The organism is Sphingomonas sp. VDB2, assembly GCF_047946695.1.
Taxonomy (GTDB): Bacteria; Pseudomonadota; Alphaproteobacteria; order Sphingomonadales; family Sphingomonadaceae; genus Sphingobium; species Sphingobium bisphenolicum.
The window spans coordinates 1,366,900-1,388,917 of record NZ_CP159615.1 but is presented as its reverse complement, the minus strand read 5'-3'; the positions used below and the strand labels follow the sequence as shown (position 1 = coordinate 1,388,917).

The window sequence follows — 22,018 nt, the reverse complement described above, 5'->3', positions numbered from 1 at the left end:
GAATGACGGGAGAGGTTGAAACGACCGCGCGTGGCCCGATGGATGTCCGTCGGGTCATGGCCGCGCTGCCGCATCGTTACCCGATGCTGCTGATCGATCGTGTGGTGACGCTGGTGCCCAGCCAGTCGATCCACGCGATCAAGGCGGTGTCGGTAAACGAGCCCTTTTTCCAGGGCCATTTCCCCACCCGGCCGATCATGCCCGGCGTGCTGATCGTGGAAGCGATGGCGCAGGCGGCGGGCGTGCTGGCGGTGGAATCGATGAACCTGGCCGATTCGGGCAAGCTCGTCTATTTCATGAGCATCGACGGCGCCAAGTTCCGCACGCCGGTAGAGCCGGGCTGCCTGCTCGACCTGCATGTGGAAGTGACGCAGAACCGTGGCGCCATCTGCAAGTTCAGCGGCAAGGCGATGATCGAGGGCAAGCTGGCGGCGGAAGCCAATTTCGTTGCGATGATCAGCGATCCCCCCAAGGATTGATTATGCCCAGCGCCCCGGTTCGCGCCGGGGCTTTATTCTTGCCAAGGCGCGCCGAACCCGCTAACGGCGCGCCTTCGCTATTTTACACGCATCCACAGCCGGTCGGAACCGGCACATTACGGAGCATATGCCATGAAGGCCGATACCCATCCCGATTACCATCTGATCACCGTCCAGATGACCGACGGCACCACCTTCCAGACGCGCTCCACCTGGGGCAAGGAAGGCGACACCATGGCGCTCGACATCGATCCCAAGTCGCATCCGGCCTGGACCGGCGGTAATCGCCAGCTCGACACCGGCGGCCAGGTGGCGCGCTTCAACAAGCGTTTCGGCGGCCTGACGCTGAAGAAGTAATCGGCCTTTCAAGGTCGAACGAAAGGGCGCCTGTGGGCGCCCTTTTTTGTGTCCGCGCGGATCGGGAGCGGCGGGCGGACAAAAAAGGCCTCCAGCTAAAAGCTGGAGGCCGAGGTTCAGGGGAGGATCAGCGGCGACAGAAGGGGGATCTGTGTAGGGTGCCGCTGACGAGGACGCTTCTGGGCGTCGAATGATGCAGGGAAATGTCAGCGATGTTGCTGGCGGGGCCTTGGCTGAAATCTTTGGGGCGTTGGTCTGCTATCGACCAGAAGGGAACCCATGATGGCCATTGCAGCGTGCCCCATAGTCGTCGGCCCAGCGAAGGCTGGGGTCTCAGGCGGCGGTAGAGGGATGGTGGCCGTATAGCGCTATCCGTTTACGCAGCGTATCCATGCCTGAGATGCCAGCCTTCGCTGGCATGACGGCATTTTTTCGGGCTTCCGACCTGGAAGCTGACCGTCCGCTTCCTACCCGGTTCCGCACGCAAACTCAGGCCGTCGCGCGATCCTCGTCCAAAAACGCCGCCACGTCGTCCAGCACCACGTCCTTCGACAGGAAGGTCTGGCCGATGCCGCGGGCGAGGAGGAAGGGGAGGGTGCCGGCCGCCATTTTCTTGTCGTGCAGCATGTGGCCGACCAGTTCAGCGCCGCCCGCCCGCACATGGGCGGTGGCGAGGTCGTGGGGAAGGCCGACGGCCCTGAGATGCGCGGTGACGCGGTCGGCATCGGCCTGCGAACAGAGGCCCAGGCGCGCGGAATAGCGGAAAGCGAACGCCATGCCGGCCGCGACGCCCTCGCCATGGAGCAAGGTATCGGAAAAGCCGGTATCGGCCTCCAGCGCATGGCCGAATGTGTGGCCGAGGTTCAGCAGAGCGCGACGGCCCGAGGTTTCGCGCTCGTCATCGGCGACGATCGCGGCCTTGGCCTGCACGCTGCGGGTGATGGCGATGGTGCGGGCGTCCGGGTCGCCAGCCAGCAGCGCCTGGGCGTTGGCGTGGCACCAGTCGAAGAAATCGGGGTCGTCGATCAGGCCATATTTGACGACTTCGGCATAGCCGGCGCGGGTTTCGCGGGGTGGCAGGCTGTCGAGCGTCGAGGGATCGATCAGGACGAGGGCGGGCTGGTAGAAGGCGCCGATCAGATTCTTGCCGGCCTTGGCATTGATCGCCGTTTTGCCGCCGACCGACGAATCGACCTGGGCCAGCAGGGTGGTGGGCACCTGGATGAAGTGGCAGCCGCGCTTGAGGATCGAGGCGGCGAAGCCGACCAGGTCGCCGATGACGCCGCCGCCCAGCGCCACGATATGGTCGCCGCGTTCGATCTCCAGGGCCAGCAGCGCGTCGAGCAGTTGTTCCAGATGGCGCCAGCTCTTGGTCTGTTCGCCCGGCGGCAAAATGATCGGTTCGACCGCGATGTTTGCGGCGCGCAGGCTGGCGTCGAGGCGCGGCAGTTGCGCGGCCGCGACATTGGCGTCGGTGACGATGACCAGCCGGCCCTTGCGCGCATAGGTCGCGAGCAGCTCGCCGGCACGGTCGAGCGCGCCCTGTTCGATCACGATATCATAGCTGCGCGCACCCAGCGCGACGCGGACTAATGCCATGCGGTCAATTGCTCCATAATGCGTTCGACGGCGACTTCATGCGGGGCGGCGATGCTCTTCACATGAATGGGCGCGAGCGCGTAGACGGGATTGCGCACCGCTGCCAGCTCCGTCAGCACGACGCGCGGGTCGCGATTCTTGAGCAGCGGGCGGCTTTCGCGGCGGGCCACGCGGTCGACCAATATGTCGATATCGGCGTCCAGCCAGATGGCGGTGGCGGCCTCCAGGATCAGGCGGCGGGTGTCATCCTGCATGAAGGCGCCGCCGCCGGTGGCGATCACCTTGGGCGCGCCGTCCATCAGCCGGGCGATGACGCGGCGTTCGCCGTCGCGGAAATAGGATTCGCCATAACGTTCGAAAATCTCCGCCACGGACATGCCGGCGGCCTTCTCGATTTCTTCGTCCGCATCGACGAAGCTGAGGCCCAGACGCGCGGCAAGGCGGCGGCCGACCGTGGATTTGCCTACGCCCATCATGCCCACCAGGACGATGGGACCGCGCCGGGCCTGGCTCTGCGGGATTTTGCTGTTTCGCTGCATGGCTTGCGGGGCTATACAGCCAGCCGTCACAGAGGCAAATCGCATCTTTCTTTGTCGCCCGGCCTTCAACGCCCGGCCAGCTATAGCCAAGGACCTATGAAGAATAATCGCAACTTCAGCAGTTTCGAGGGCGGTTCGCGTCGTCGCGGCTCCAGCCTGCCGATCATCCCCATCGCCCTGGCCGCGCTGGTCATCGCCCTGTTGGCCTTTTTCTGGTCGCGCGGGGGCGAACAGCCGCAGCAGCGGGTCGAGAAGGTCATCCCCGCCGAGAAGCTGGGCCAGTAAGGCGGATGCGCTGGCCGCGCGCTAATATGAAATGGGCGGTGGGCAGCTTCGCGCTGGCCCTGACTCTGCCTGTCGTCGCGCAGCAGGCGCCCGAATCGCTGCTGCCGCCCGGTTTCGGCGATGCGCCCGAAGCGCCCGCGCCGCCGCCGGTGCGGCCCACGCCCGGTGCGCCTACGGTGTCAGGCGCGCCTGCGGCGCCCATGGTGCAGCCGCTCAACCCCGCGACGCCGCCCGACCTGTCGCTGGCGCAGGCGACGCAGAACGCCGCCGAGGCCGAACTGACGCCCGAAGAGCTGGCAGCGCAGAAGGCGAAATATGACCTGCCCGACACGGCGCGACGGTCGCTGGATCGCATTGGCCCCCTGACGCCGCAGACGCGCGGGTTCGAGCCGGACGCCTTCGGCGGCGAATCGGGCAAATATCTGGCTGCGCTGATGAAGGAGACGCACGCGCCGATCGTGTCGCGCTGGGCCTCCATCCTGCTGCGCCGGACATTGCTCAGCGCGGTCGATACGCCGCGCGACATCGACGGGGCGGACTGGACGGCCGAGCGCGCCTGGCTGCTGCTGCGCATGGGCGAGGCGGACAATGCCAGGCTGATGGTGCAGAGCGTCGATCCCGACCGCTATTCGCCGCGCCTCTATGCGATCGCGATGCAGACCTATCTGGCGACGGCCGATCCGGCGGGGCTGTGCCCGCTGTCAGCGGGCGCGCTGCGGTTCAGCAAGGAGCCGGGCTGGGACATGACGCGGGCGATCTGCCCGGCGCTGTCGGGCGACCAGGGGACGTCGAGCGGCGCGCTCAACCAGGCGCAGCGCAAGGGCGTGGTGCGCGGCATCGATTATCGGCTCGCCGAAAAGGTGGTCGGCACAGGGTTCAACGCGCGCCGTTCGGTCAAGATCGAATGGGACGGCGTGGATCGGCTTACGGCGTGGCGATTCGGGTTGGCGACGGCGCTGAACGTCGAGATACCCGACGCATTATATGGCACGGTCGGGTCGCATGTCCGCGCATGGGAAGCGCGCGCGCCGGCGTTGAGCGCGGTCAAGCGGCGGCCGGGCGTGGATATCGCGGCGCGGCTGGGCGTGCTGTCGAGCGCGGCGCTGGTCGGCTTCTATGGCCAGATGGGCACTGACGGCGATGCGCCCGCGGATGCCGCCGACCGGATCGATTCGCTGCGCACCGCTTATGCCGGATCGACCGTGGGCGACCGGATCGGCGCGATGCGGACATGGTGGCAGGATAGCGCGAAGCCTGATTATCTGGGCCTGATCGCGACGGCGCGGGCCGCCGCGGCGCTGCCGGTGGCCCAGGCCGATGCGCAGGATGCGGCCAATCTGGTCGCGGCGATGCTCGCGGCCGGATACGACCGCAACGCCGCGCGCTGGGCGCGGGCGATCGGGCAACTGGACGGCGCGGGCACGTCGCAATTCTGGGCTTTGCTGGCGGTCGGCGCGCCGAGTCCGGTGGTGGATATCAACAGCGGCCGGGTGTCGAGCTATGTCGGCGACGTCGGGGCCGAGAAGGGACGGATGCTGATCGCGGCGTTGGCCGGTCTGTCGCGCTTGTCGGCCGATGATGCCGCGTCGCTGGCGCAGGATAATGGCTTCGCATTGGGCGCGAACAGCCGCTGGGCGCGCGCGATCGGCGCGGCGGCGCAGCGGGGCGAGAAGGGCACCGTGGCGTTGCTGGCGGCGGTCGGTATGCAGGGCAATGACTGGAGCCGCTTGCCGGCCGGGCATCTCTATCATGTCGTGGCTGCGTTGCACCGCGTCGGGCTGGACCCGGAAGCGCGGATGATCGCGGCCGAGGCGATCAGTCGCACCTGAATATGGGACAGGATGACGCCATCCTGATCGACCGCTTTCTGGAGATGATGGCGGCGGAGCGGGGCGCGTCGCGCAATACTTTGCTCGCCTATCGCGCCGATTTGACGGGCGCGGGCGACCTGCTGGGCGGGCTGGCAGGCGCGGGCAAGGATGGATTGGGGACGCTGGCGGCGGCCTGGGCCGATCTCGCCGCATCGTCTGTGGCGCGCAAAGTGTCGGCGCTGCGGGCTTTCTACGCCTTTCTGGAGGAAGAGGGGCTGCGCGCCGACAATCCGTCCGCCGCGCTGCCGCGGCCGACGACGCGCCGGGCGCTGCCCAAGATATTGTCGGTGGCGGAGGTAGATCGCTTCTTCGCGCATATCGCCGAGCGACTGGACATCGAGCATCCCGCGCCGGCGGACCTGCGGCTCGCGGCCTTGATCGAACTGCTCTACGGGTCGGGGCTGCGCGCGACGGAATTGATGTCGCTGCCGCGCCGGGCGCTGGCGGCAGATCGGCCCTTCCTGATCCTGAAGGGCAAGGGCGCGCGCGAGCGGCTGGTGCCGATTTCCGACCGGGCGCGGGCCGCCGTCACCGCCTGGCTCCCGCATGTGCCGGCAGATAGCGCGTGGCTGTTCCCGTCGGGCAAGAGCCATTTGAGCCGCATTCGCCTCTATCAGTTGGTCAAGGCGCTGGCGGCGGCCAGCGGCATCGCACCGGAACGGGTCAGCCCGCATGTGCTGCGCCATGCGTTCGCCACCCATTTGCTGGAAGGCGGAGCCGATCTGCGCGCGTTGCAGATGATGCTGGGCCATGCCGATATCGGCACCACGCAAATCTACACCCATGTCGACAGCCGGCGGCTGGTCGAACTGGTCAACAGCCGCCACCCGCTGGCGGGCATGACGCCCAGGATCGCGCATCCGCGCGTTGACGGCGACGCGCCAGCGCCTTAACGCACGGGCCATGGTAAGCTTTCTGGAATTCGAAAAGCCGATCGCGGAGCTGGAAGCGCGCATCGTCGAACTGCGCGCCACCGCCAGCGTGGGGGACATCAACATCGACGACGAGATCGCGACGCTGGAAAGCCGCGCGGCCAAACTGTTGTCGGATACATATGCCAAGCTGACGCCCTGGCAGAAGACGCAGGTGGCGCGGCACGCCGAACGCCCGCACTTCAAGGACTATGTCGCGGGCATGTTCGACAATTTCATGCCGCTGGCCGGCGACCGCGCCTTTGCCGACGATCAGGCGATCATCGGCGGTTTCGCGACGCTGGGCGAGCGCAAGGTCATGGTCATCGGCCATGAAAAGGGCGACGATACGGCGAGCCGCGTGCGCCACAATTTCGGCATGGCCAAGCCCGAAGGCTATCGCAAGGCGATCCGCCTGATGGAACTGGCCGATCGCTTCGGCCTGCCGGTGGTGAGCCTGGTCGATACGTCGGGCGCTTTCCCCGGCGTGCAGGCGGAAGAACGCGGCCAGGCGGAAGCCATCGCCCGGTCGACCGAGGCCTGTCTGAAGCTGGGCGTGCCGATGGTCGCCGCAGTGGTGGGCGAAGGCGGATCGGGCGGCGCGATTGCTCTGGCGGCCGCCAATCGCGTGCTGATGTTCGAACATGCGGTCTATTCGGTGATCTCGCCTGAAGGCTGCGCCTCTATCCTGTGGCGCACCGCCGACAAGGCGAGCGATGCGGCGACCGCGATGCAGGTGACGGCGCAGCATCTCAAAGGGCTGGGCGTAATCGACCGGATCGTCCCCGAGCCGATGGGCGGCGCCCATCGCGAGCCGGTACAGGCGATCGCCAGCCTGGGCGCGGCGATCGAGGCGGAACTGGAGTCGCTCGACGGGCTGAGCGCCGACGCGCTGCGCACCGATCGCGCCGACAAATTTCTCGCTATCGGGGCTTGAGCGCGCCAGCCTGAACTTTCGTCATTGCGAGCGCAGTGAAGCAGCCCATGGCGCGTGGCCGATCGGTTGGACTTCATCGGCCTCGGCCCGTGGCGCGCGCGATGACGGATCGATTGCGCGTCCGAAGGCCTAACCTCTCGCTTTTTGCGGAACGGCGCGCCATTTTCCTCGTTACGTATAAGTAACGTCGAGGGTGGAGAGTTATGAACTGGAAGATGAAGCTGGGCTGTGCGAGCGGCGTGCTGGCGGTGGCTGTCAGCGCACCCGCGGTGATCGGGCAGCAACGGGCGATTCGCACCGTGTCGTCGATCAGCGCGCAGGACAAGGCCACCGGCGCCAAGCAGCATCCTGAACTGTTGAAGGAATTTGGCGGCGCCTATGTGGGGCCGCAGGCCAAATATGTGGAAGGGGTCGGGCGTCGCATCGCGGTGCAGTCGGGCCTGTCCAATGCGCAGGGCGATTTTACCGTCACCTTGCTCAATTCGCCGGTGAACAACGCTTTCGCGATCCCCGGCGGCTATGTCTACGTCACCCGCCAGTTGATGGCGCTGATGAACGACGAAGCCGAACTCGCCGGCGTGCTGGGCCATGAGGTTGGCCATGTCGCGGCCCAGCATGGCCAGCGCCGGCAGAAGGCGGCGCAGCGCAATGCAATCGGGGGCGCGCTGCTGGGCGCGTTGGCGGGGGCGCTGCTGGGCGATTCGGGCTTTTCGGGGCTGATCCAGAAAGGGATTGGCACGGGCAGCCAGTTACTGACGCTCAAATTTTCCCGCAGCCAGGAATATGAGGCCGACGATCTGGGAATCCGCTACCTGGCGACGGGCGGTTATGATCCACGCGCCCTGTCGGGAATGCTGGCGTCGCTGGCGGCGCAGAGCAATCTCGACGCGCGGGTGGCGGGCAGCGCACGCTCCATGCCCGAATGGGCGAGCACCCATCCCGATCCCGGCGCGCGTGTGCAACGGGCCGCCAACGCCGCCGCGGCGACTCGTGCCACCAGCACGGTGCGCAACCGCGATGCCTTCCTCAATGCGCTCGACGGCGTGCTGTATGGCGATGATCCCAAGCAAGGGGTGATCGACGGCAATCGCTTCCGCCATCCCGACCTGCGGCTGAGCTTCGCCGCGCCGAGCGGGTTCGGCATGGAAAATGGCGCGGATGCGGTGTCGATCACCGGGTCGGGCGGGCAGGCGCAATTTGGCGCGGCCCCCTATTCGGGCAATCTGGCCGCCTATATCGACCGCGTGTTCGCGAAGCTGGGTGGGGGTGAAGGGGCAGGTGGCGTGCCCGCCGGGGAGGTCAGTCGCACGACCGTCAACGGAATCCCGGCCGCCTATCGCACCGTGCGGGCGACCAGCCAGTCGAGCCAGGTCGATGCGACCGTGTTCGCCTATGATTTCGGCGGCGGAAAAGCCTATCATTTCCTGTTGCTAACGCCGGCAGGGCAGGGGATCGGCCCCTTCACCGCGATGGTGCAGTCGGTCCAGCGGCTGAGCGCGCAGGAAGCGGCGGCAATCAAGCCGCGCCGCGTCGATGTCGTCACCGTCAAGGCGGGCGACACCGTGCAATCCCTGGCCAAGCGCATGGCCTATTCGGACTATCAGCTCGACCGGTTCCTGACCATCAACGCGCTGAACGCCAATGCCGCGCTGCGACCGGGCCAGCGGGTCAAGATCGTCACCTGGTAAGCGCGCGAACGAAAAGGGGCGGCGGAATCGCTTCCGCCGCCCCCTGTTACGACAAGCGTCTGGGCTTACTTCAGGTTGCCCGAAACGTTGTTGAAGGTCGAACCCAGCTTGGTGCCCAGGCTGGTCATCGCGCCGATGGCGGCGACGGCGATCAGAGCGGCGATCAGGCCGTATTCGATCGCGGTGGCACCCTTTTCATTCTTCAGCATCTTACGGATGAACTGCATGTGACGTCTCCCTAGAAATAGATTTCAGCGTTTAACTACCCGGCCGCCCCGCATGGATATTTGTGGTCAGCAAGGATGGGATTAGACGAGGTCGGTTGAAAAACTATTAATGCGGTAAAAGTGACTGTCAGATAATGATGGTTAATATTTTGTTACTTCCGTCGCGACGTTATTCCACATGCCGGTGGTCTTGTTCGCAACGTTGTTGAGGGCGGCAATCATGGCCAGAACGATCATGGCGATGATGAGCCCATATTCGACGGCGGTAGCGCCGCGCTCGCACCGGAACAGGCCCAGTCGGGCAAGCATTTCGACAAGCGCGCGCATAGAATCCCCGTTTCGCTACAGACAGTCCCCGATCAACATGTAAAGGAAGCAGGGTTAACAAAGCCCTCCCGACTGGACCGATATGCCCTCTTTTTCTCCCCTGCTGGTGGTTGCCGTAGCGTTAGTCGACGCCGATGGCAGGGTGCTGTTGCAACAGCGCCCGCCCGGCAAGGCGATGGCCGACCTGTGGGAATTTCCCGGTGGGAAGGTGGAGCCGGGCGAAACGCCCGAAGCTGCGCTGGTGCGCGAGCTTGAGGAGGAGTTGGGGATCGAAACCCATGCCAGTTGCCTGGCCCCTGCGACCTTCGCCAGCGAGGCTCTGGGCGAGAAGCATCTGCTGCTGCTCCTCTATGTCTGTCGCAAGTGGAAAGGGATGCCGGAGGCGCGTCACGCGACGGCCCTGCAATGGCTGCGACCGGCGCAAATGTATGCGCTGGACATGCCGCCCGCGGACTTGCCGCTGATTGGCCTGCTCGAAGCGCTGCTATGATGCAAAAGGGGCGCCCCATACAGGACGCCCCTTTTTCACAAGCGCGTGCAGATCGGAACGATCAGTCTTCCTTCGCCTTGCTCTGCAACTGGACATAATTCTGGATGCCCATGCGCTCGATCATTTCGAACTGGGTTTCCAGCGTATCGACATGCTCTTCCTCGCTTTCGAGGATATATTGGAACAGGTCGCGGCTGACGAAATCCTTGATCGATTCGCAATAGGTGATCGCTTCGCGCAGGACGGGCAGCGCCTCATATTCCAGTTCGAGGTCGGCCTTGAGGATTTCCTCGACCGTTTCGCCGATCTTCAACCGGCCGAGCAGCTGGAAGTTGGGCAGGCCATCCAGGAAGAGGATGCGCTCCGCAACCTTGTCCGCATGCTTCATCTCGTCGATGGATTCGGCATATTCGAACTTGGCGAGCTTCTCGATGCCCCAATGATTGAGAACGCGATAGTGAAGAAAATACTGGTTGATCGCGGTCAGCTCATTCTTGAGCACCTCGTTCAGATACTCGATGACTTTCAGATCGCCTTTCATGGCGCTTTACTCCGGCAATGGGGGGACGCCGGCTATATATCGTTTCGGACGTGCGCTGTTAAGCTGAAAACCCTTGGGAATCAGGGGTCTTTTCGTGCGCTATTGCGTGGAGATCGCGATTGCCGACTGAGGCTGATTCGCAATGTTTTCAAGCCGAGGCGCGTTCCGCGGCGATGATGGTGCGCGCGAAGGAGACGCACTGGCCGCATTTGGGGCGGCGACCATATTGGGCATAGGCGCTGCAGGGCGTGTCCGCCCCGTTGCGCGCGGCTTCCCGCAGATCTTTTTCACGAATCGCATTACAAACGCAGACGACCATCGAAGACACTCTCCTGATGCAGGGGAGATAGCGTGTCTGATAATGGGTCGCAATAGTAATCAATCGCTTTTGCGAATCTTTTGCGGCCGGCCGTTGACCAGGCTGCGCCACAGCCATTCCGCCGGGCCCATGGCGAATCGCGCCGCATAGGGTTTCGACCAGGCGAGCATGAGCGTCCAGCCGGCCAGCACGAACAGGGGCAGCGCCGCCGGGGGCACCCGCGCGAAAAGGCCAAGGCCCCAGCCATAGAAGAGCGCGGTCATGACGAGGCTGGTGGCGAGATAGTTGCTGAGCGCCAGCCGTCCGGCTGCGGCGAGGCGATCGATCAGCCAATGGCTGCGGTGGCGCGCCAGCAGCCAGAGAATGAGTGCGGCCCAGCCGACCGTCAGCGGGATGCGGAAAGGCAGCGACCAGGCGAGCGCGACGCTATAGGCGGGCAACGGAGCGAAGCCACTCCAGGCCACCCACAGCGCCAGCGCGGCCATGGGTGGCAGGCCGATGAGGAAGCAATGGCGGGCGGTGCGGCGATATTGCTCTGCGTCCCAGCGGCCGGTGAGAAAACCACCCTTGAGCATCGCCATCCCCAGCAGCATGAAGCCCATGGTTTCGAAGGCGGTGAACAGGAAACCCCAGAGCCATTCGCCCGGCACGTCGGCCAGCTTGTGCTGGACGATGGTTGGGAAGCCGCTGCGATAGGTGGCGATCTCCGCCTGGGTGCCGGGGCTGGCGGGATCGGACAGGGCGGTCATGAAGGCGGCATAGCCTTCGCGCAGTCCCGACTCCGCGCCCGGCGCCGCGGCAGCATGCCCCCAGGCGTAGAGGCTGGCGATGAAGGCGGCGACCAGCAGGAACTGGAGCAGGAAGAAGAGCAGGGCGCGCTTGACCAGGGCGAAGGGTTCGAGGCCGACGAAAAGCAGCGCGAACAGGCCGACCAGCGCATAGACGCGCAATATGTCACCCCACCAGAGCAGCAGGAAATGCGCGCAACCCAAAACGAACAGCCAGCCGGAGCGGATCATTTGCGCCCGGCGGCCGTCGCGCCCCGCCATCTCCTCCCGGTCGATCAGCAGCAGCATCGACGCGCCGAACAGCAGGGCGAACAGGCCGCGCATCTTGCCGTCGACCAGCAGCAGGCTGGTAGCCCAGACCGCGATGTCGGCGGCTGAGGGCGGGCCGGCCACCGCCGGGTTGAAATAGGCGTTTTGCGGCAGGGCGAAGGCGGTGATGTTCATCCACAATATGCCCAGCACGGCGCAACCGCGCAGCACGTCCATGGCGGGTATGCGGGAAGAGGCGGTCATGGGGCGGCGGTTCCTTGAAAGGACTGGTCAGGCAGTCGAGGCTCTGCCATGCGCCTAGCCATGAACGACCGCTCCAGGCAATGGCGCAAGCAACGAATAAGCGACGCATTCGGCGCGGCGGCGGCGCATTATGACGCCCATGCCGGGCCGCAGCGGCTGGCCGCGACGCTGGTCGCCGACCTCGCCTATCGCCAGAAACCCGACGGAGCGGCGCGCATTTTGGAGATCGGGTGCGGCACTGGATTCCTGACGCGCGACATCCAGGCGCGCTGGCCCGGTGCGGAACTGGTGGCGACCGACCTGTCGCCGGGCATGTTGGAGCAGGCGGCGTCGCACGGGCTGGTCGCGGGCCGGTTCATGACGATGGATGGGGAAGCGCCGCCGTTCGAGGGGCCGTGGTTCGACCTGATCCTGTCCAGCCTTGCCTTCCAATGGTTTGATGATCTGGACGGCGCGATCGCGCGGCTGGCGCGGCTGTTGCGGCCGGGCGGGAGCCTGATCTTCTCGACCATGGGGCAGGGCAGTTTCGCCCGCTGGCGCGCGGCGCATGATGCGTGCGGGCTGGTGGCGGGGGTGCCGGACTATCCCTCGCTGGGTGATTTGCGCCGTTTGCTGGCGAGCTATGACGACGCCTTCGCCTTCGACGAGGATTATGCGCTGGCGTGCGGCGGCGCGCGCGGGCTGATCGCGCACCTCAAGGGGATCGGCGCGGTGGTGCCGAGCGAAGGGCGCAAGCCGCTGACCCCGCGCGACCTGCGCCGGGTCATGGCCGCGTTTGAAGAGAGTGGCGGCGCGGACGCCTATCAGGTCTTGTTCGGACGGGTAACGCGCGGCGGGTGAGATTGTGCGGCGACCGGCAATATGCAATCCGATCGCCATGGCCGTTTCCTCTTTCACCATTCGCCCTGCCGTCCCGGATGACGTCGCTGCATTGTCCGCGCTCAAGCTGACGGCTTTCCGGGAGACTTTCCTTGACGGGTTCGCCATTCCCTATCCGCCAGCCGATCTCGCTCTGTTCGAAGCGTACAGTTATGGCCCGGCGACGGTAGCGGCGGAACTGGCCGATCCTGCGCATGCGACCTGGGTAGCGGAAACGGCGGACGGTCAACTGCTGGCCTATGCGCATGTCGGCCCGTGCAAATTGCCGCATCCGCAGGCGTCAGCGGCGCAGGGTGAACTCTACCAGCTTTATGCGATCAATGCGGCGCAGGGGCAGGGAATCGGGCGCGCACTGATGGATGTGGCGCTGGGCTGGCTGGAGGAGAGGATGCCGGGGCCGGTGTGGCTGGGCGTCTGGTCGGGCAATGACCGCGCGCAGGCCGTCTATGCCAAATATGGCTTCCTGAAAGTCGGCGACTATGGATTTGTCGTCGGCAGTTGGACCGATGCGGAATATATCTATCGCAGGGAATAGGCGTGGGGGCGGGATGTGCTCCCGCCCCGACATGCGGACGTTTAGAGTTCGCTGTCCATCAGCGCGGGGAAGAAGCCTTCATGCGCGGTGCGCAGGGCGTCGAGCGTGACGCCGGCGACGCTGCCGCCGCCGGTCGTGCCGATGCGGGTTGCGCCTGCAATCTCGACGCCCGAAGGTGCCGCGACGACATAGCGGCCCTGATCCTCGCCAAAGGCGCTGGCGGTGGTGAGGGCAATGTCGAGCGTGGCGCCGATCTTGCCGGCCAGCGCCATTTCCGCGATGGTGACCAGCAACCCGCCGTCGCTGATGTCATGCACGGCATTGACCGTGCCGCTGGCGACCAGAGCGCGCACGGTGTCGGCGCGGGCGCGCTCGGCGGCCAGATCGACCCTGGGCGCGTCGCCTGCTTCGCGACCGGCGATCTCGCGCAGCCAGATGGTCTGGCCCAGATGCGCGCCTTCTTCGCCGATCAGCCAGATCGCGTCGCCTGCATTTTTGAAAGCCACGGTCGCCATCACATCGACGTCGGCCAGCAGGCCGATGCCGCCGATCGCCGGGGTCGGCAGGATGGCCGAGCCACCACCGGTCGCCTTGCTCTCATTGTAGAGCGAGACGTTGCCCGACACGATCGGGAAGTCGAGCGCGCGGCAGGCGTCGCCCATGCCTTCCAGGCAGCCGGTCAACTGCGCCATGATCTCAGGGCGCTGCGGGTTGGCGAAGTTGAGGCAGTTGGTGACGGCCAGCGGCGTCGCGCCGACCGCGCTGATGTTGCGATAGCATTCGGCGATCGCCTGCTTGCCGCCTTCATAGGGGTCGGCATAGCAATAGCGCGGCGTGCAGTCGGTGCTGATCGCGATGCCCTTGTTGCTGCCATGGACACGCACGACCGCAGCATCGCCACCGGGGCGCTGGACGGTGTCGGCGCCGACCATATGATCGTACTGTTCCCAGATCCAGCGGCGGCTGGCGATGTCGGGGCTGCCCATCAGCTTCACCAGGTCCGCGCCGATGTCGGCGCTTTCGGCGATCTCGCCCAGCGGTTCGACCTTCGACCAGATCTTATAGTCGTCCTTCGGCATGGAGGGACGGTCGTAGAGCGGCGCGTCGTCGGCCAGCGGGGCGAGCGGGATGTCGCACACCGTTTCGCCCTTGTGGATCAGGACCATGCGGCCGGTGTCGGTGACATGGCCGATGACGGCGAAATCGAGTTCCCACTTCTGGAAGATGGCTTCGGCGAAAGCCTCGCGGCCGGGCTTCAGCACCATCAACATGCGCTCCTGCGATTCGGAGAGCATCATTTCATAGGTGGTCATGCCGGTTTCGCGCTGCGGCACATCGTCCATGTTGAGCTGGATGCCGACGCCGCCCTTCGACGCCATTTCGACGCTGGAGGAGGTGAGGCCGGCCGCGCCCATATCCTGAATGGCGACGATCGCGTCGGACGCCATGAGTTCCAGACAGGCTTCGATCAGCAGCTTTTCGGTGAAGGGGTCGCCGACCTGCACGGTCGGGCGCTTGGCGTCGGCGTCGTCGCCGAAGTCCGCGCTCGCCATCGTCGCGCCGTGGATGCCGTCGCGGCCGGTCTTCGACCCCACATAGACGATCGGGTTGCCGATGCCGCTGGCGGCGGAATAGAAGATCTTGTCGGTGTCGGCGACGCCCACGGTCATGGCGTTGACCAGGATATTGCCGTCATAGGCGGGATGGAAATTCACCTCGCCGCCCACGGTCGGCACGCCCACGCAATTGCCGTAGCCGCCGATGCCGCGCACCACGCCGCTGATGAGGTGGCGCATCTTGGGATGGTCGGGTCGGCCGAAGCGCAGGGCGTTCATGTTCGCGACCGGGCGCGCGCCCATGGTGAACACGTCGCGCAGGATGCCGCCGACGCCCGTCGCCGCGCCCTGATAGGGTTCGATATAGCTGGGGTGGTTGTGGCTCTCCATCTTGAAGATCGCAGCCTGCCCGTCGCCGATGTCGACCACGCCGGCATTTTCGCCGGGGCCGCAAATGACCTGCGGACCCTTGGTCGGCAGCTTCATCAGATGGATCTTGGAGCTTTTATACGAGCAATGCTCCGACCACATGACCGAGAATATGCCCAGTTCCGTCAGGTTCGGCTCGCGGCCGAGGGCGTGCAATACGCGGTCATATTCTTCCGGGCTGAGGCCATGTTCGGCGACGACTTCCGGGGTGATCTGGGGGACGGTGCTGGACATGAGCGCGCCTTTAGCGGGGGCGTGCGCGAATCACAATGGCGGCGTGCGGGGGGACGAGGAAAGGGTGTTCGGGAGTGAAGCGTGGCGATTCCTCGGCTGATCCTCCGAATGGGGAAATGCGCCTCCTTCCCTCACCACGCCTTGGGCGTCAGGGAGGCTTTCGCGTCCGCAAAAGCTTCGGTCCGATCATGCCGTCCGGCATCCGTCCGATCGCCTTCTCGCTTCGTCCCCGCGCAAAGATTTCGTTAACGTTCGCGCTCGACATTTCCCAAACGGGGTGGCGATTCGACGGAGAGCGGGTGCCGCAGAGAGGTGCAGGATGAAGGGGAGTGACTTCTTCTATTTTTCCAGCCGTTGCCGCAAGCAGCGCATGATGGCGCTGGCGTCGAAATCGGAACGGGCCAAGGAAGCGCATCTGCGGCTGGCGAGCGCCTATGCCGATCGCGCCACGCTGGCGATGCTCAACGGTGAGTGAGAATGCCACCCCAAGAAAAAGGCCGGACCTTTAGGGGAGGTCCGGCCTGGCAGAGACAGATGGGAGGTGCCCGGTTCAGACGTGGCAGGCCTGGGCGCTCTTGCCCGGAACGGTAATGGTCACGTCATTGCCCTGGCCGCTGACGGCGAAGCCTTCGGCGGTGAAGGGCTGGCCGGCTTCGGCCGCCTTCAGCGAGGTGGCCGTTCCGCCCTTTTCGGTACGCAGCAGGGCGGTCTTGTCGTCGCTCATGAAGTCGACGAAGATCAGGCTGTTGTCCTTGCAGCGGAACTGCTTGTTGGCCTTGACCGACGGCGGCAGCTCGACGGGCGCGGCGTTGGCGAGCTGTGCCGCCATCGGATCGGCCGGGCCGCCCACGACTTCGGGTTCGTCATTCTTGTTACAAGCCGACAGCAAGGCAACGCTGGCGACGGCGATCAGGGGGAGATAATATTTCATAGCGATCCTTTTATGTGCATGTGCAACATGGTGCGTCAACGCAAAACTGTGATGTTCCCGCCATGTCCCCTGAAATGGCGTCATGACGATATCATGACGCCATGTTGATGAACGGCGGATTGCGGGGCGGTCGCGCACCGGTAGGCTATAATTGGCGGCCGCGGGCTTGACCGGGACCGAGGCGGCCGCCAATGCAAGGACATGGCTGAGGAACTTCCCCCCCCCGATACCGCACCCCTCTCTTTCGAGGATGCGCTGCGCGCGCTCGAAACGATCGTTCGCCGGCTGGAAAGCGGCGATGTGCCGCTGGACGAGTCGATCTCGCTCTATGCGCAGGGCGAGGAACTGCGCAAGCGCTGCGCCGAGCGGCTGCAGGCGGCCGAGGCGCGGATCGCCAAGCTGACGGTCGACGCCAATGGCGCGGTGATCGGCGCCCAGCCCTTCGGCGCGGACTGATCTGCGTGAACGGGGGCGACATGAACGGGGGAGGGGGCGCCTCCGCGGCATCGCTGGTCACCCGCCGTGCCGCCGATGTCGCGCGGGATATCGACGCCGCCTTCGACAGGCTGCTGGCGGTGCCCGATGACGCCCGCGCCCGCCTGTATGAAGCGATGCGCCATGCCGCGATCGGTGGCGGCAAGCGGCTGCGTCCGCTGCTGGTGCAGGCGACCTGCGACCTGTTCAATATTTCATGCGAATCGGCGGTGCGCGTCGGCCTCGCGATCGAGTGCATCCATGTCTATTCACTGATCCACGATGATCTGCCGGCGATGGACGATGACGACCTGCGCCGTGGCAAGCCGACCGTCCACAAGGCCTATGACGAAGCGACGGCGATTCTGGCGGGCGATTGCCTGCACGACCTGGCGTTCGAAGTGCTGGCCGACGAAGAGACGCACCCCGATCCGTTCGTGCGGATCGAACTGGTCAGGGCGCTGGCCGTATCGAGCGGGCCGGCCGGCATGGCGGGCGGCCAGATGATGGACCTGGAGGCGGAAAAGACCCGCTTCGACCTGGCGACCGTCACGCGGCTCCAGAATCTCAAGACCGGGGCGCTGATCGCCTTTTGCGTGGAGGCTGCCGCGATCATGGCGCGGTTGCCGCATGAGGCGCGCACGGGGCTGCATGGCTATGCCCGCGATATCGGCCTCGCCTTCCAGATCGCCGACGACCTGCTGGACGTGGAGGGCGACGCGGCGCTGGCGGGCAAGGCGCTGGGCAAGGATGCGGCGGCGGGCAAGGAGACGTTCGTGTCGCTGCTGGGCGTGGAGCGGGCGCGCGAACAGGCGCATATGCTGGTCGCCCAGGCCAAGGCGCATCTGCGCGGGGCTGGCGCGGAGGCCGACCTGCTGCGCGCGATCGCCGACTATATCGTGGAGAGGGACCGCTAACGTCATGAGCAAACAGCGTATCGGCGTCTATCCGGGCACGTTCGACCCCATCACGCTCGGCCATATGGACATCATCCGGCGGGGCGCGAAGCTGGTCGACAAGCTGGTGATCGGCGTCACGACCAACATCAGCAAGTCGCCGATGTTCTCCGACGAGGAACGGCTGGAGATGGTGCGGCGCGAATGTGCCGGCATCGACACCGAAATCGTCGTCACCGGTTTCAATTCGCTGCTGATGGACTTTGCCGAATTGCAGAGCGCCAGCGTCATCATCCGGGGGCTTCGTGCGGTCGCGGACTTCGAATATGAATATCAGATGGCGGGCATGAACCAGCAGATCAATGGCCGGATCGAGACGGTCTTCCTGATGGCGGATGTGTCGTTGCAGCCGATCGCGTCGCGCCTGGTCAAGGAAATCGCGCTTTATGGCGGGCCGATCCACAAATTCGTCAGCCCGACCGTGTGCGACGAAGTGGTCGCACGGGTCGAGAAGATCGGGCGCAAGGGCGGGGTTTGAGTTTTACTCAGCCTGCGTTCAGTTGCCAATCGCGATCAGCGCGCTATCAGGGCGGCTTGCCCCGTCGGCCTAAGAGATCAAGGAAGTCCTACCCCATGCGTTTCACCTGCGCGCTCAAGACCGTTGCGATCGGCGTCGCCCTTACTGCGTCCGGCCTGGCCTATGCCCAGGGCGGCGGCGGGGGCGGCGGTGCGGATGCGAAGAAGGCGGAGGCCGCCGCGCGCGCGCAGGAAAACGCCAAGTCGCTGGACACCAATCTCAAGCCCCAGTTGCCGCCCGCCACCGTGCCGGCCGATCCGCAGAATATCTGGGATCTGGACCTGTCGAGCGGCGGCCGCGTCCGCATTCAGTTGCGCCCCGACATCGCGCCGGCCCATGTCGAGCGGATCAAGGAACTGACGCGCCAGGGCTTCTATAACGGCCTGAAATTCCACCGTGTCATCCCCGGCTTCATGGCGCAGGGCGGCGATCCCAAGGGGGATGGCACCGGCGGTTCGACGCTGCCGGACCTGAAGGCCGAATTCAACCCGATGCCGCATCTGCGCGGCACCGTGTCGATGGCCCGCGCCCAGAGCGAGGATAGCGCCAACAGCCAGTTCTTCATCGTGCTGCTGCCGCGGATGCAGCTCGACAAGAAATATACCGTCTTCGGTCGCGTCATCGAGGGGATGAACTATGTCGATGCGATCGCGCAGGGCGAGCCGCCGGCCAACCCGACCGTGATCCTGCAGGCGTCGATCGACAGCGATGGCAAGCCGCCGGTGACCGCCGCGCCGCCGCCGCCCGCGCCGCCGGTGTCGATCATCGATACGCCCGCACCCAAGCCCGCTGCGGCGAAAAAGCCCGCGCCCAAGAAGAAATAAGCCGGTTCGTCCGGCGGATTGCCCATGCGCGTAGACCTGTTCGATTTCGACCTTCCGCCCGAGAATATCGCGCTGCGGCCCGCGACACCGCGCGACAGCGCGCGGCTATTGCTGGTGCCCTGCGAGGGGGCGATGGAAGACCGGATCGTGCGCGACCTGCCGTCGCTGCTGCGCGCGGGCGACGTGCTGGTGTTCAACGATACGAAGGTCATTCCTGCCCAGTTGGAGGGGAAGCGCGGCGAGGCGCGAATCGGCGCGACACTGCACAAAAGGCAGGGGCTGCGCCAGTGGCAGGCCTTTCTGCGCAACGCCAAGCGGGTGCGGGCGGGGGACCGGATCGATTTCGGCGCGGGCGTCACCGCCATTGCCGGGCCACGCGACGAGGATGGCGGCGTGACGCTGGACTTCGAGGGCGATGAGCCGGTGGAGCTGTTGCTGGAGCGGGCCGGGCAGATGCCGCTGCCGCCCTATATTGCCAGCAAGCGCCCGACCGACGAGCGCGACCGCAGCGATTACCAGACCATGTTCGCGCGGGAGGATGGCGCGGTCGCCGCGCCCACCGCCGCGCTGCATTTCACGCCCGATCTGATGGCGGCGCTGGCCGGGGCGGGCGTCGCGACCGAGACGCTGACCCTGCATGTGGGCGCGGGCACATTCCTGCCGGTCAAGGCGGACGATACCGACGACCATCGGATGCACGCCGAATGGGGCCGTATCGATGCAACGACCGCGGATCGGTTGAACGCGGCGCGTGCCGCGGGCGGACGACTGATCGCGGTCGGCACCACGTCGCTACGGTTGCTGGAAAGCGCCGTCGGCGAGGATGGTATCATCCGCCCCTTCGCGGACGAAACGCGCATCTTCATCACGCCCGGCTACCGTTTCAAGGCGGTTGACGGGCTGATGACCAATTTCCACCTCCCCAGATCCACGCTGTTCATGCTTGTGTCGGCGCTGATGGGGACGGAGCGGATGCGCGACGCCTACGACCATGCGATCGAGGCGGGCTATCGCTTCTATTCCTATGGGGATTCGTCGCTCTTGCTGCCGCAGTCCTGTGCTCAGGTCGCGCGATAGACCGACACGCCCATGGCCTGGCCGACGATCGTCACGTCGCCGTCCAGCAAATGCGTCGTGCCAGCGGGCGGCGGCGGCGCATGACCACCGATCCGGGGCATCAGCACGAGCGAACTGAGTGCCGGAAAATCGCCATCGTCGAATGTCGCCACGGTCTGGCCGAGCAGGGCTTCCAGCGCCGTGACGGCGCCGAATAGCTGCTCATGCGCTTCCAGCGCGATTTCGAGTTTCCCCAAGGTCAACGAACCCAGATATTTCCTCTGCGTCTCCGCCATGTCAGATTCCATTCTGCTGGATGGTGTTGGTGAGATTGCCGATGAACTGGCGCTTTTTGTCATCGTCGCACAGGCTGATGTCGAACTTGCCTGCCACCTCGCTCCAGGCGGGGACCTGATTGGGCTGCAGCGGCATGCCGAGCGCCCCCGCGGCCGCCCTCAGTCTGTCGGGACGCTTGGCGGCGTCCTTGTAGACCAGTTCGCGAAAGTCGAAATTCAGCCGCGCGGCGTCAATGCTGATATCGGCGCAGGCCTGGGTGATCGCATTCAGCCGTTCCTGTTCCGCGTCCCGATCCGCTTCGGAGGCCTTGGTCATACGCGACACCGCGCTGTCCACCTGTCCGGCCTGCTTCAGCCGCGTCAGATCGTCGATCGCGTTGCTCAGGCTGTAGCGTTCGGCCGGTTGCGCCTGCTTGGTCGCGATGTCCGACTTGATCGAGGCCCGCTCCGCATCCATCGCCGCGATCATCGCGGGCAGCGATTGTTCGAAATAGAGGCGTTTGTCGATGCTTGACCGTGCCCCCGACGTGACCGCCGTCACCGTGGCGAGATCGCGCGCGGCGGATACGCCGGACAGGGCCGTCGCGCCATTGAGGCCAAGCAGCAGCAAGTCGAAGCCCAGGCCCGACCCGCGACCACCGGCCCGTAACTGATCTGTGAACGCTTCATATTTGCTATCGAGCGCGCGCATGTACAGGCCGATGATGTAATCGCGATAGTCGCGTCGCGACATGCCGGCGCGGTCGGCGTCCGCCGGTTTGTAATAATTTTGGAGAGCGGTATCGATCGTGACGGGATTGGAGGGTTCAAGACCTGCCACGCCATCCTGAGAGCCCCTGATGGTAGCGCATCCCGAAAGGGACATTGCCGCGAACAACAAGGCGCCCGTCATTTGCTTCATATGAGTCCACCCCCACGCTGGATCATTAGATGTCGGCGAACTTATTTTATATTTTCACGCCTTCCACAATATATATTTCATCCGAAATAGACTGTAGCGGCGTGCATTTTCTTCGATCGATATGGCCCGATCCCGATCGATCTTTTTGTGAAGGGGGCAATAACTGTGCACGCGACATCGCCGCCCCGTCGGGGCAGGGGGCGTATCGTCCTCATTTGCCGACGAACAGGAAGCCGACCGCACCCATGATGCAGGCGAAGGCGGCGAGGTGGCGCCAGTGCAGCGGCTCGCCCAATACCGTCACCATGAACCCACCGAAGATGACGAGGGCTATGGCTTCTTGCGCGACCTTGAGCTGGCCCGCGCTCCAGCCGTTGGCAAAGCCGATGCGGTTGGCGGGGACGGCCAGGCAATATTCGAACAGGGCGATGCCCCAACTGATCAGGATGACCAGCAGGATCGGCTTGTCCATGCCGCCTTTCAGGTGCCAGTACCAGGCGACGGTCATGAACAGGTTGGAGACGATCAGCAGCAATATGGTCGGCATGGCAGCCTCGAA

28 protein-coding genes are annotated in these 22,018 nt (G+C 65.2%); 16 read left to right on the top strand and 12 right to left on the bottom strand.

The features are described from left to right. Positions 1–2: 2 nt before the first annotated feature. Both fabZ and rpmE read left to right on the top strand, forming a co-directional pair. Complete coding sequence (fabZ, locus tag ABT375_RS06840) at positions 3–479, top strand: 3-hydroxyacyl-ACP dehydratase FabZ (protein WP_066603792.1); 477 nt, start codon at positions 3–5, stop codon at positions 477–479. 132 nt (positions 480–611) lie between these two features. Then, entirely contained in the window at positions 612–836 is a 225-nt protein-coding gene (gene rpmE / locus ABT375_RS06835; protein ID WP_007709952.1) for a 50S ribosomal protein L31, read from the top strand. Between the two features lie 489 nt (positions 837–1,325). Here the strand turns inward: rpmE and aroB are convergent, their stop codons facing one another. Next, entirely contained in the window at positions 1,326–2,435 is a 1,110-nt protein-coding gene (gene aroB, locus ABT375_RS06830; RefSeq protein WP_416464561.1) for a 3-dehydroquinate synthase, read from the bottom strand. Next, complete coding sequence (locus ABT375_RS06825) at positions 2,426–2,974, bottom strand: shikimate kinase (RefSeq protein WP_416464560.1); 549 nt, start codon at positions 2,972–2,974, stop codon at positions 2,426–2,428. The genes aroB and ABT375_RS06825 overlap by 10 nt, the downstream gene beginning before the upstream one ends. Positions 2,975–3,070: 96 nt before the next feature. On the opposite strand from ABT375_RS06825, the gene ABT375_RS06820 reads away from it, so the two are divergent. The 5 genes from ABT375_RS06820 to ABT375_RS06800 all read left to right on the top strand — a co-directional run bounded on the left by ABT375_RS06820 (position 3,071) and on the right by ABT375_RS06800 (position 8,666). Continuing rightward, positions 3,071–3,259, top strand: coding sequence for a hypothetical protein (locus tag ABT375_RS06820; protein WP_416464559.1), 189 nt, complete (start codon positions 3,071–3,073; stop codon positions 3,257–3,259). Positions 3,260–3,264: 5 nt separating this feature from the next. Further along, positions 3,265–5,088, top strand: coding sequence for a hypothetical protein (locus tag ABT375_RS06815; RefSeq protein ID WP_416464558.1), 1,824 nt, complete (start codon positions 3,265–3,267; stop codon positions 5,086–5,088). 2 nt (positions 5,089–5,090) lie between these two features. Further along, on the top strand, positions 5,091–6,023 hold the full coding sequence (locus tag ABT375_RS06810; protein WP_224547539.1) for a tyrosine recombinase: 933 nt from the start codon (positions 5,091–5,093) through the stop codon (positions 6,021–6,023). 10 nt (positions 6,024–6,033) lie between these two features. After that, complete coding sequence (locus ABT375_RS06805) at positions 6,034–6,978, top strand: acetyl-CoA carboxylase carboxyltransferase subunit alpha (protein ID WP_261936566.1); 945 nt, start codon at positions 6,034–6,036, stop codon at positions 6,976–6,978. Positions 6,979–7,181: 203 nt separating this feature from the next. Next, positions 7,182–8,666, top strand: coding sequence for a M48 family metalloprotease (locus tag ABT375_RS06800; RefSeq protein WP_416464557.1), 1,485 nt, complete (start codon positions 7,182–7,184; stop codon positions 8,664–8,666). Between the two features lie 65 nt (positions 8,667–8,731). On the opposite strand, the gene ABT375_RS06795 is transcribed toward ABT375_RS06800, so the two are convergent. Continuing rightward, positions 8,732–8,893 carry a Flp family type IVb pilin gene (locus tag ABT375_RS06795; RefSeq protein WP_056687935.1) on the bottom strand — a complete coding sequence of 54 codons (162 nt, stop codon included), beginning with the start codon at positions 8,891–8,893 and terminating at the stop codon, positions 8,732–8,734. Between the two features lie 141 nt (positions 8,894–9,034). Beyond that, positions 9,035–9,220 (bottom strand): Flp family type IVb pilin, encoded by a 186-nt coding sequence (locus tag ABT375_RS06790; RefSeq protein ID WP_224547533.1) that lies wholly within the window; start codon positions 9,218–9,220, stop codon positions 9,035–9,037. A gap of 82 nt (positions 9,221–9,302) precedes the next feature. Between ABT375_RS06790 and ABT375_RS06785 the strand changes: the two genes are divergently transcribed. Beyond that, positions 9,303–9,710: a (deoxy)nucleoside triphosphate pyrophosphohydrolase gene (locus ABT375_RS06785; RefSeq protein WP_224547532.1), complete on the top strand. Its 408-nt coding sequence runs from the start codon at positions 9,303–9,305 to the stop codon at positions 9,708–9,710. Positions 9,711–9,771: 61 nt separating this feature from the next. Here the strand turns inward: ABT375_RS06785 and bfr are convergent, their stop codons facing one another. The 3 genes from bfr to ABT375_RS06770 all read right to left on the bottom strand — a co-directional run bounded on the left by bfr (position 9,772) and on the right by ABT375_RS06770 (position 11,871). Next, a complete protein-coding gene (bfr, locus tag ABT375_RS06780; RefSeq protein ID WP_416464556.1) occupies positions 9,772–10,251 on the bottom strand; it encodes a bacterioferritin in 480 nt (159 codons plus the stop codon). 148 nt (positions 10,252–10,399) lie between these two features. After that, the gene (locus ABT375_RS06775; RefSeq protein ID WP_066603762.1) at positions 10,400–10,570 is read right to left on the bottom strand and encodes a (2Fe-2S)-binding protein; all 171 of its coding nucleotides are present in this window, start codon (positions 10,568–10,570) and stop codon (positions 10,400–10,402) included. Positions 10,571–10,629: 59 nt separating this feature from the next. Continuing rightward, on the bottom strand, positions 10,630–11,871 hold the full coding sequence (locus ABT375_RS06770) for a DUF418 domain-containing protein (RefSeq protein WP_416464555.1): 1,242 nt from the start codon (positions 11,869–11,871) through the stop codon (positions 10,630–10,632). 60 nt (positions 11,872–11,931) lie between these two features. Here ABT375_RS06770 and ABT375_RS06765 point away from each other — a divergent pair, with 60 nt between their 5' ends. Both ABT375_RS06765 and ABT375_RS06760 read left to right on the top strand, forming a co-directional pair. Beyond that, positions 11,932–12,711 carry a methyltransferase domain-containing protein gene (locus ABT375_RS06765; protein ID WP_416464554.1) on the top strand — a complete coding sequence of 260 codons (780 nt, stop codon included), beginning with the start codon at positions 11,932–11,934 and terminating at the stop codon, positions 12,709–12,711. Positions 12,712–12,748: 37 nt separating this feature from the next. Next, positions 12,749–13,285 (top strand): GNAT family N-acetyltransferase, encoded by a 537-nt coding sequence (locus tag ABT375_RS06760; protein ID WP_416464553.1) that lies wholly within the window; start codon positions 12,749–12,751, stop codon positions 13,283–13,285. 41 nt (positions 13,286–13,326) lie between these two features. Here ABT375_RS06760 and purL read toward each other — a convergent pair whose 3' ends face one another. Further along, positions 13,327–15,504: a phosphoribosylformylglycinamidine synthase subunit PurL gene (gene purL / locus ABT375_RS06755; protein ID WP_416464552.1), complete on the bottom strand. Its 2,178-nt coding sequence runs from the start codon at positions 15,502–15,504 to the stop codon at positions 13,327–13,329. Positions 15,505–15,823: 319 nt separating this feature from the next. Here purL and ABT375_RS06750 point away from each other — a divergent pair, with 319 nt between their 5' ends. Continuing rightward, complete coding sequence (locus ABT375_RS06750) at positions 15,824–15,979, top strand: hypothetical protein (RefSeq protein ID WP_224547526.1); 156 nt, start codon at positions 15,824–15,826, stop codon at positions 15,977–15,979. A 75-nt stretch (positions 15,980–16,054) separates the two neighbouring features. On the opposite strand, the gene ABT375_RS06745 is transcribed toward ABT375_RS06750, so the two are convergent. Further along, positions 16,055–16,435 (bottom strand): hypothetical protein, encoded by a 381-nt coding sequence (locus ABT375_RS06745; RefSeq protein WP_224547525.1) that lies wholly within the window; start codon positions 16,433–16,435, stop codon positions 16,055–16,057. 201 nt (positions 16,436–16,636) lie between these two features. On the opposite strand from ABT375_RS06745, the gene ABT375_RS06740 reads away from it, so the two are divergent. The 5 genes from ABT375_RS06740 (at position 16,637) to queA (ending at position 20,283) form a co-directional block, all read left to right on the top strand. After that, positions 16,637–16,891 (top strand): exodeoxyribonuclease VII small subunit, encoded by a 255-nt coding sequence (locus ABT375_RS06740; RefSeq protein ID WP_416464551.1) that lies wholly within the window; start codon positions 16,637–16,639, stop codon positions 16,889–16,891. Positions 16,892–16,911: 20 nt separating this feature from the next. Continuing rightward, positions 16,912–17,826, top strand: coding sequence for a polyprenyl synthetase family protein (locus ABT375_RS06735; RefSeq protein ID WP_416464550.1), 915 nt, complete (start codon positions 16,912–16,914; stop codon positions 17,824–17,826). 4 nt (positions 17,827–17,830) lie between these two features. Next, positions 17,831–18,343: a pantetheine-phosphate adenylyltransferase gene (gene coaD, locus ABT375_RS06730; RefSeq protein WP_416464549.1), complete on the top strand. Its 513-nt coding sequence runs from the start codon at positions 17,831–17,833 to the stop codon at positions 18,341–18,343. Between the two features lie 95 nt (positions 18,344–18,438). Continuing rightward, positions 18,439–19,206 (top strand): peptidylprolyl isomerase, encoded by a 768-nt coding sequence (locus tag ABT375_RS06725; RefSeq protein WP_224547517.1) that lies wholly within the window; start codon positions 18,439–18,441, stop codon positions 19,204–19,206. A gap of 24 nt (positions 19,207–19,230) precedes the next feature. Beyond that, complete coding sequence (gene queA, locus ABT375_RS06720; RefSeq protein ID WP_416464548.1) at positions 19,231–20,283, top strand: tRNA preQ1(34) S-adenosylmethionine ribosyltransferase-isomerase QueA; 1,053 nt, start codon at positions 19,231–19,233, stop codon at positions 20,281–20,283. Here the strand turns inward: queA and ABT375_RS06715 are convergent. From ABT375_RS06715 to ABT375_RS06705, 3 genes are all read right to left on the bottom strand, one after another. Beyond that, on the bottom strand, positions 20,268–20,558 hold the full coding sequence (locus ABT375_RS06715; RefSeq protein ID WP_224547513.1) for a hypothetical protein: 291 nt from the start codon (positions 20,556–20,558) through the stop codon (positions 20,268–20,270). The two genes, queA and ABT375_RS06715, sit on opposite strands and share 16 nt — an antisense overlap. A gap of 1 nt (position 20,559) precedes the next feature. Beyond that, the gene (locus ABT375_RS06710; protein ID WP_224547512.1) at positions 20,560–21,378 is read right to left on the bottom strand and encodes a hypothetical protein; all 819 of its coding nucleotides are present in this window, start codon (positions 21,376–21,378) and stop codon (positions 20,560–20,562) included. A gap of 292 nt (positions 21,379–21,670) precedes the next feature. Beyond that, complete coding sequence (locus tag ABT375_RS06705) at positions 21,671–22,006, bottom strand: DMT family protein (RefSeq protein WP_224547511.1); 336 nt, start codon at positions 22,004–22,006, stop codon at positions 21,671–21,673. Between the last annotated feature and the right edge of the window lie 12 nt (positions 22,007–22,018).

Coding starts and splice junctions, on each gene's coding strand:
- fabZ (WP_066603792.1), top strand. CDS start 3: ATGACGGGAGAGGTTGAAACGACCGCGCGTGGCCCGATGGATGTCCGT.
- rpmE (WP_007709952.1), top strand. CDS start 612: ATGAAGGCCGATACCCATCCCGATTACCATCTGATCACCGTCCAGATG.
- aroB (WP_416464561.1), bottom strand. CDS start 2,435: ATGGCATTAGTCCGCGTCGCGCTGGGTGCGCGCAGCTATGATATCGTG.
- ABT375_RS06825 (WP_416464560.1), bottom strand. CDS start 2,974: ATGCAGCGAAACAGCAAAATCCCGCAGAGCCAGGCCCGGCGCGGTCCC.
- ABT375_RS06820 (WP_416464559.1), top strand. CDS start 3,071: ATGAAGAATAATCGCAACTTCAGCAGTTTCGAGGGCGGTTCGCGTCGT.
- ABT375_RS06815 (WP_416464558.1), top strand. CDS start 3,265: ATGCGCTGGCCGCGCGCTAATATGAAATGGGCGGTGGGCAGCTTCGCG.
- ABT375_RS06810 (WP_224547539.1), top strand. CDS start 5,091: ATGGGACAGGATGACGCCATCCTGATCGACCGCTTTCTGGAGATGATG.
- ABT375_RS06805 (WP_261936566.1), top strand. CDS start 6,034: ATGGTAAGCTTTCTGGAATTCGAAAAGCCGATCGCGGAGCTGGAAGCG.
- ABT375_RS06800 (WP_416464557.1), top strand. CDS start 7,182: ATGAACTGGAAGATGAAGCTGGGCTGTGCGAGCGGCGTGCTGGCGGTG.
- ABT375_RS06795 (WP_056687935.1), bottom strand. CDS start 8,893: ATGCAGTTCATCCGTAAGATGCTGAAGAATGAAAAGGGTGCCACCGCG.
- ABT375_RS06790 (WP_224547533.1), bottom strand. CDS start 9,220: ATGCGCGCGCTTGTCGAAATGCTTGCCCGACTGGGCCTGTTCCGGTGC.
- ABT375_RS06785 (WP_224547532.1), top strand. CDS start 9,303: ATGCCCTCTTTTTCTCCCCTGCTGGTGGTTGCCGTAGCGTTAGTCGAC.
- bfr (WP_416464556.1), bottom strand. CDS start 10,251: ATGAAAGGCGATCTGAAAGTCATCGAGTATCTGAACGAGGTGCTCAAG.
- ABT375_RS06775 (WP_066603762.1), bottom strand. CDS start 10,570: ATGGTCGTCTGCGTTTGTAATGCGATTCGTGAAAAAGATCTGCGGGAA.
- ABT375_RS06770 (WP_416464555.1), bottom strand. CDS start 11,871: ATGACCGCCTCTTCCCGCATACCCGCCATGGACGTGCTGCGCGGTTGC.
- ABT375_RS06765 (WP_416464554.1), top strand. CDS start 11,932: ATGAACGACCGCTCCAGGCAATGGCGCAAGCAACGAATAAGCGACGCA.
- ABT375_RS06760 (WP_416464553.1), top strand. CDS start 12,749: ATGGCCGTTTCCTCTTTCACCATTCGCCCTGCCGTCCCGGATGACGTC.
- purL (WP_416464552.1), bottom strand. CDS start 15,504: ATGTCCAGCACCGTCCCCCAGATCACCCCGGAAGTCGTCGCCGAACAT.
- ABT375_RS06750 (WP_224547526.1), top strand. CDS start 15,824: ATGAAGGGGAGTGACTTCTTCTATTTTTCCAGCCGTTGCCGCAAGCAG.
- ABT375_RS06745 (WP_224547525.1), bottom strand. CDS start 16,435: ATGAAATATTATCTCCCCCTGATCGCCGTCGCCAGCGTTGCCTTGCTG.
- ABT375_RS06740 (WP_416464551.1), top strand. CDS start 16,637: ATGGCTGAGGAACTTCCCCCCCCCGATACCGCACCCCTCTCTTTCGAG.
- ABT375_RS06735 (WP_416464550.1), top strand. CDS start 16,912: ATGAACGGGGGAGGGGGCGCCTCCGCGGCATCGCTGGTCACCCGCCGT.
- coaD (WP_416464549.1), top strand. CDS start 17,831: ATGAGCAAACAGCGTATCGGCGTCTATCCGGGCACGTTCGACCCCATC.
- ABT375_RS06725 (WP_224547517.1), top strand. CDS start 18,439: ATGCGTTTCACCTGCGCGCTCAAGACCGTTGCGATCGGCGTCGCCCTT.
- queA (WP_416464548.1), top strand. CDS start 19,231: ATGCGCGTAGACCTGTTCGATTTCGACCTTCCGCCCGAGAATATCGCG.
- ABT375_RS06715 (WP_224547513.1), bottom strand. CDS start 20,558: ATGGCGGAGACGCAGAGGAAATATCTGGGTTCGTTGACCTTGGGGAAA.
- ABT375_RS06705 (WP_224547511.1), bottom strand. CDS start 22,006: ATGCCGACCATATTGCTGCTGATCGTCTCCAACCTGTTCATGACCGTC.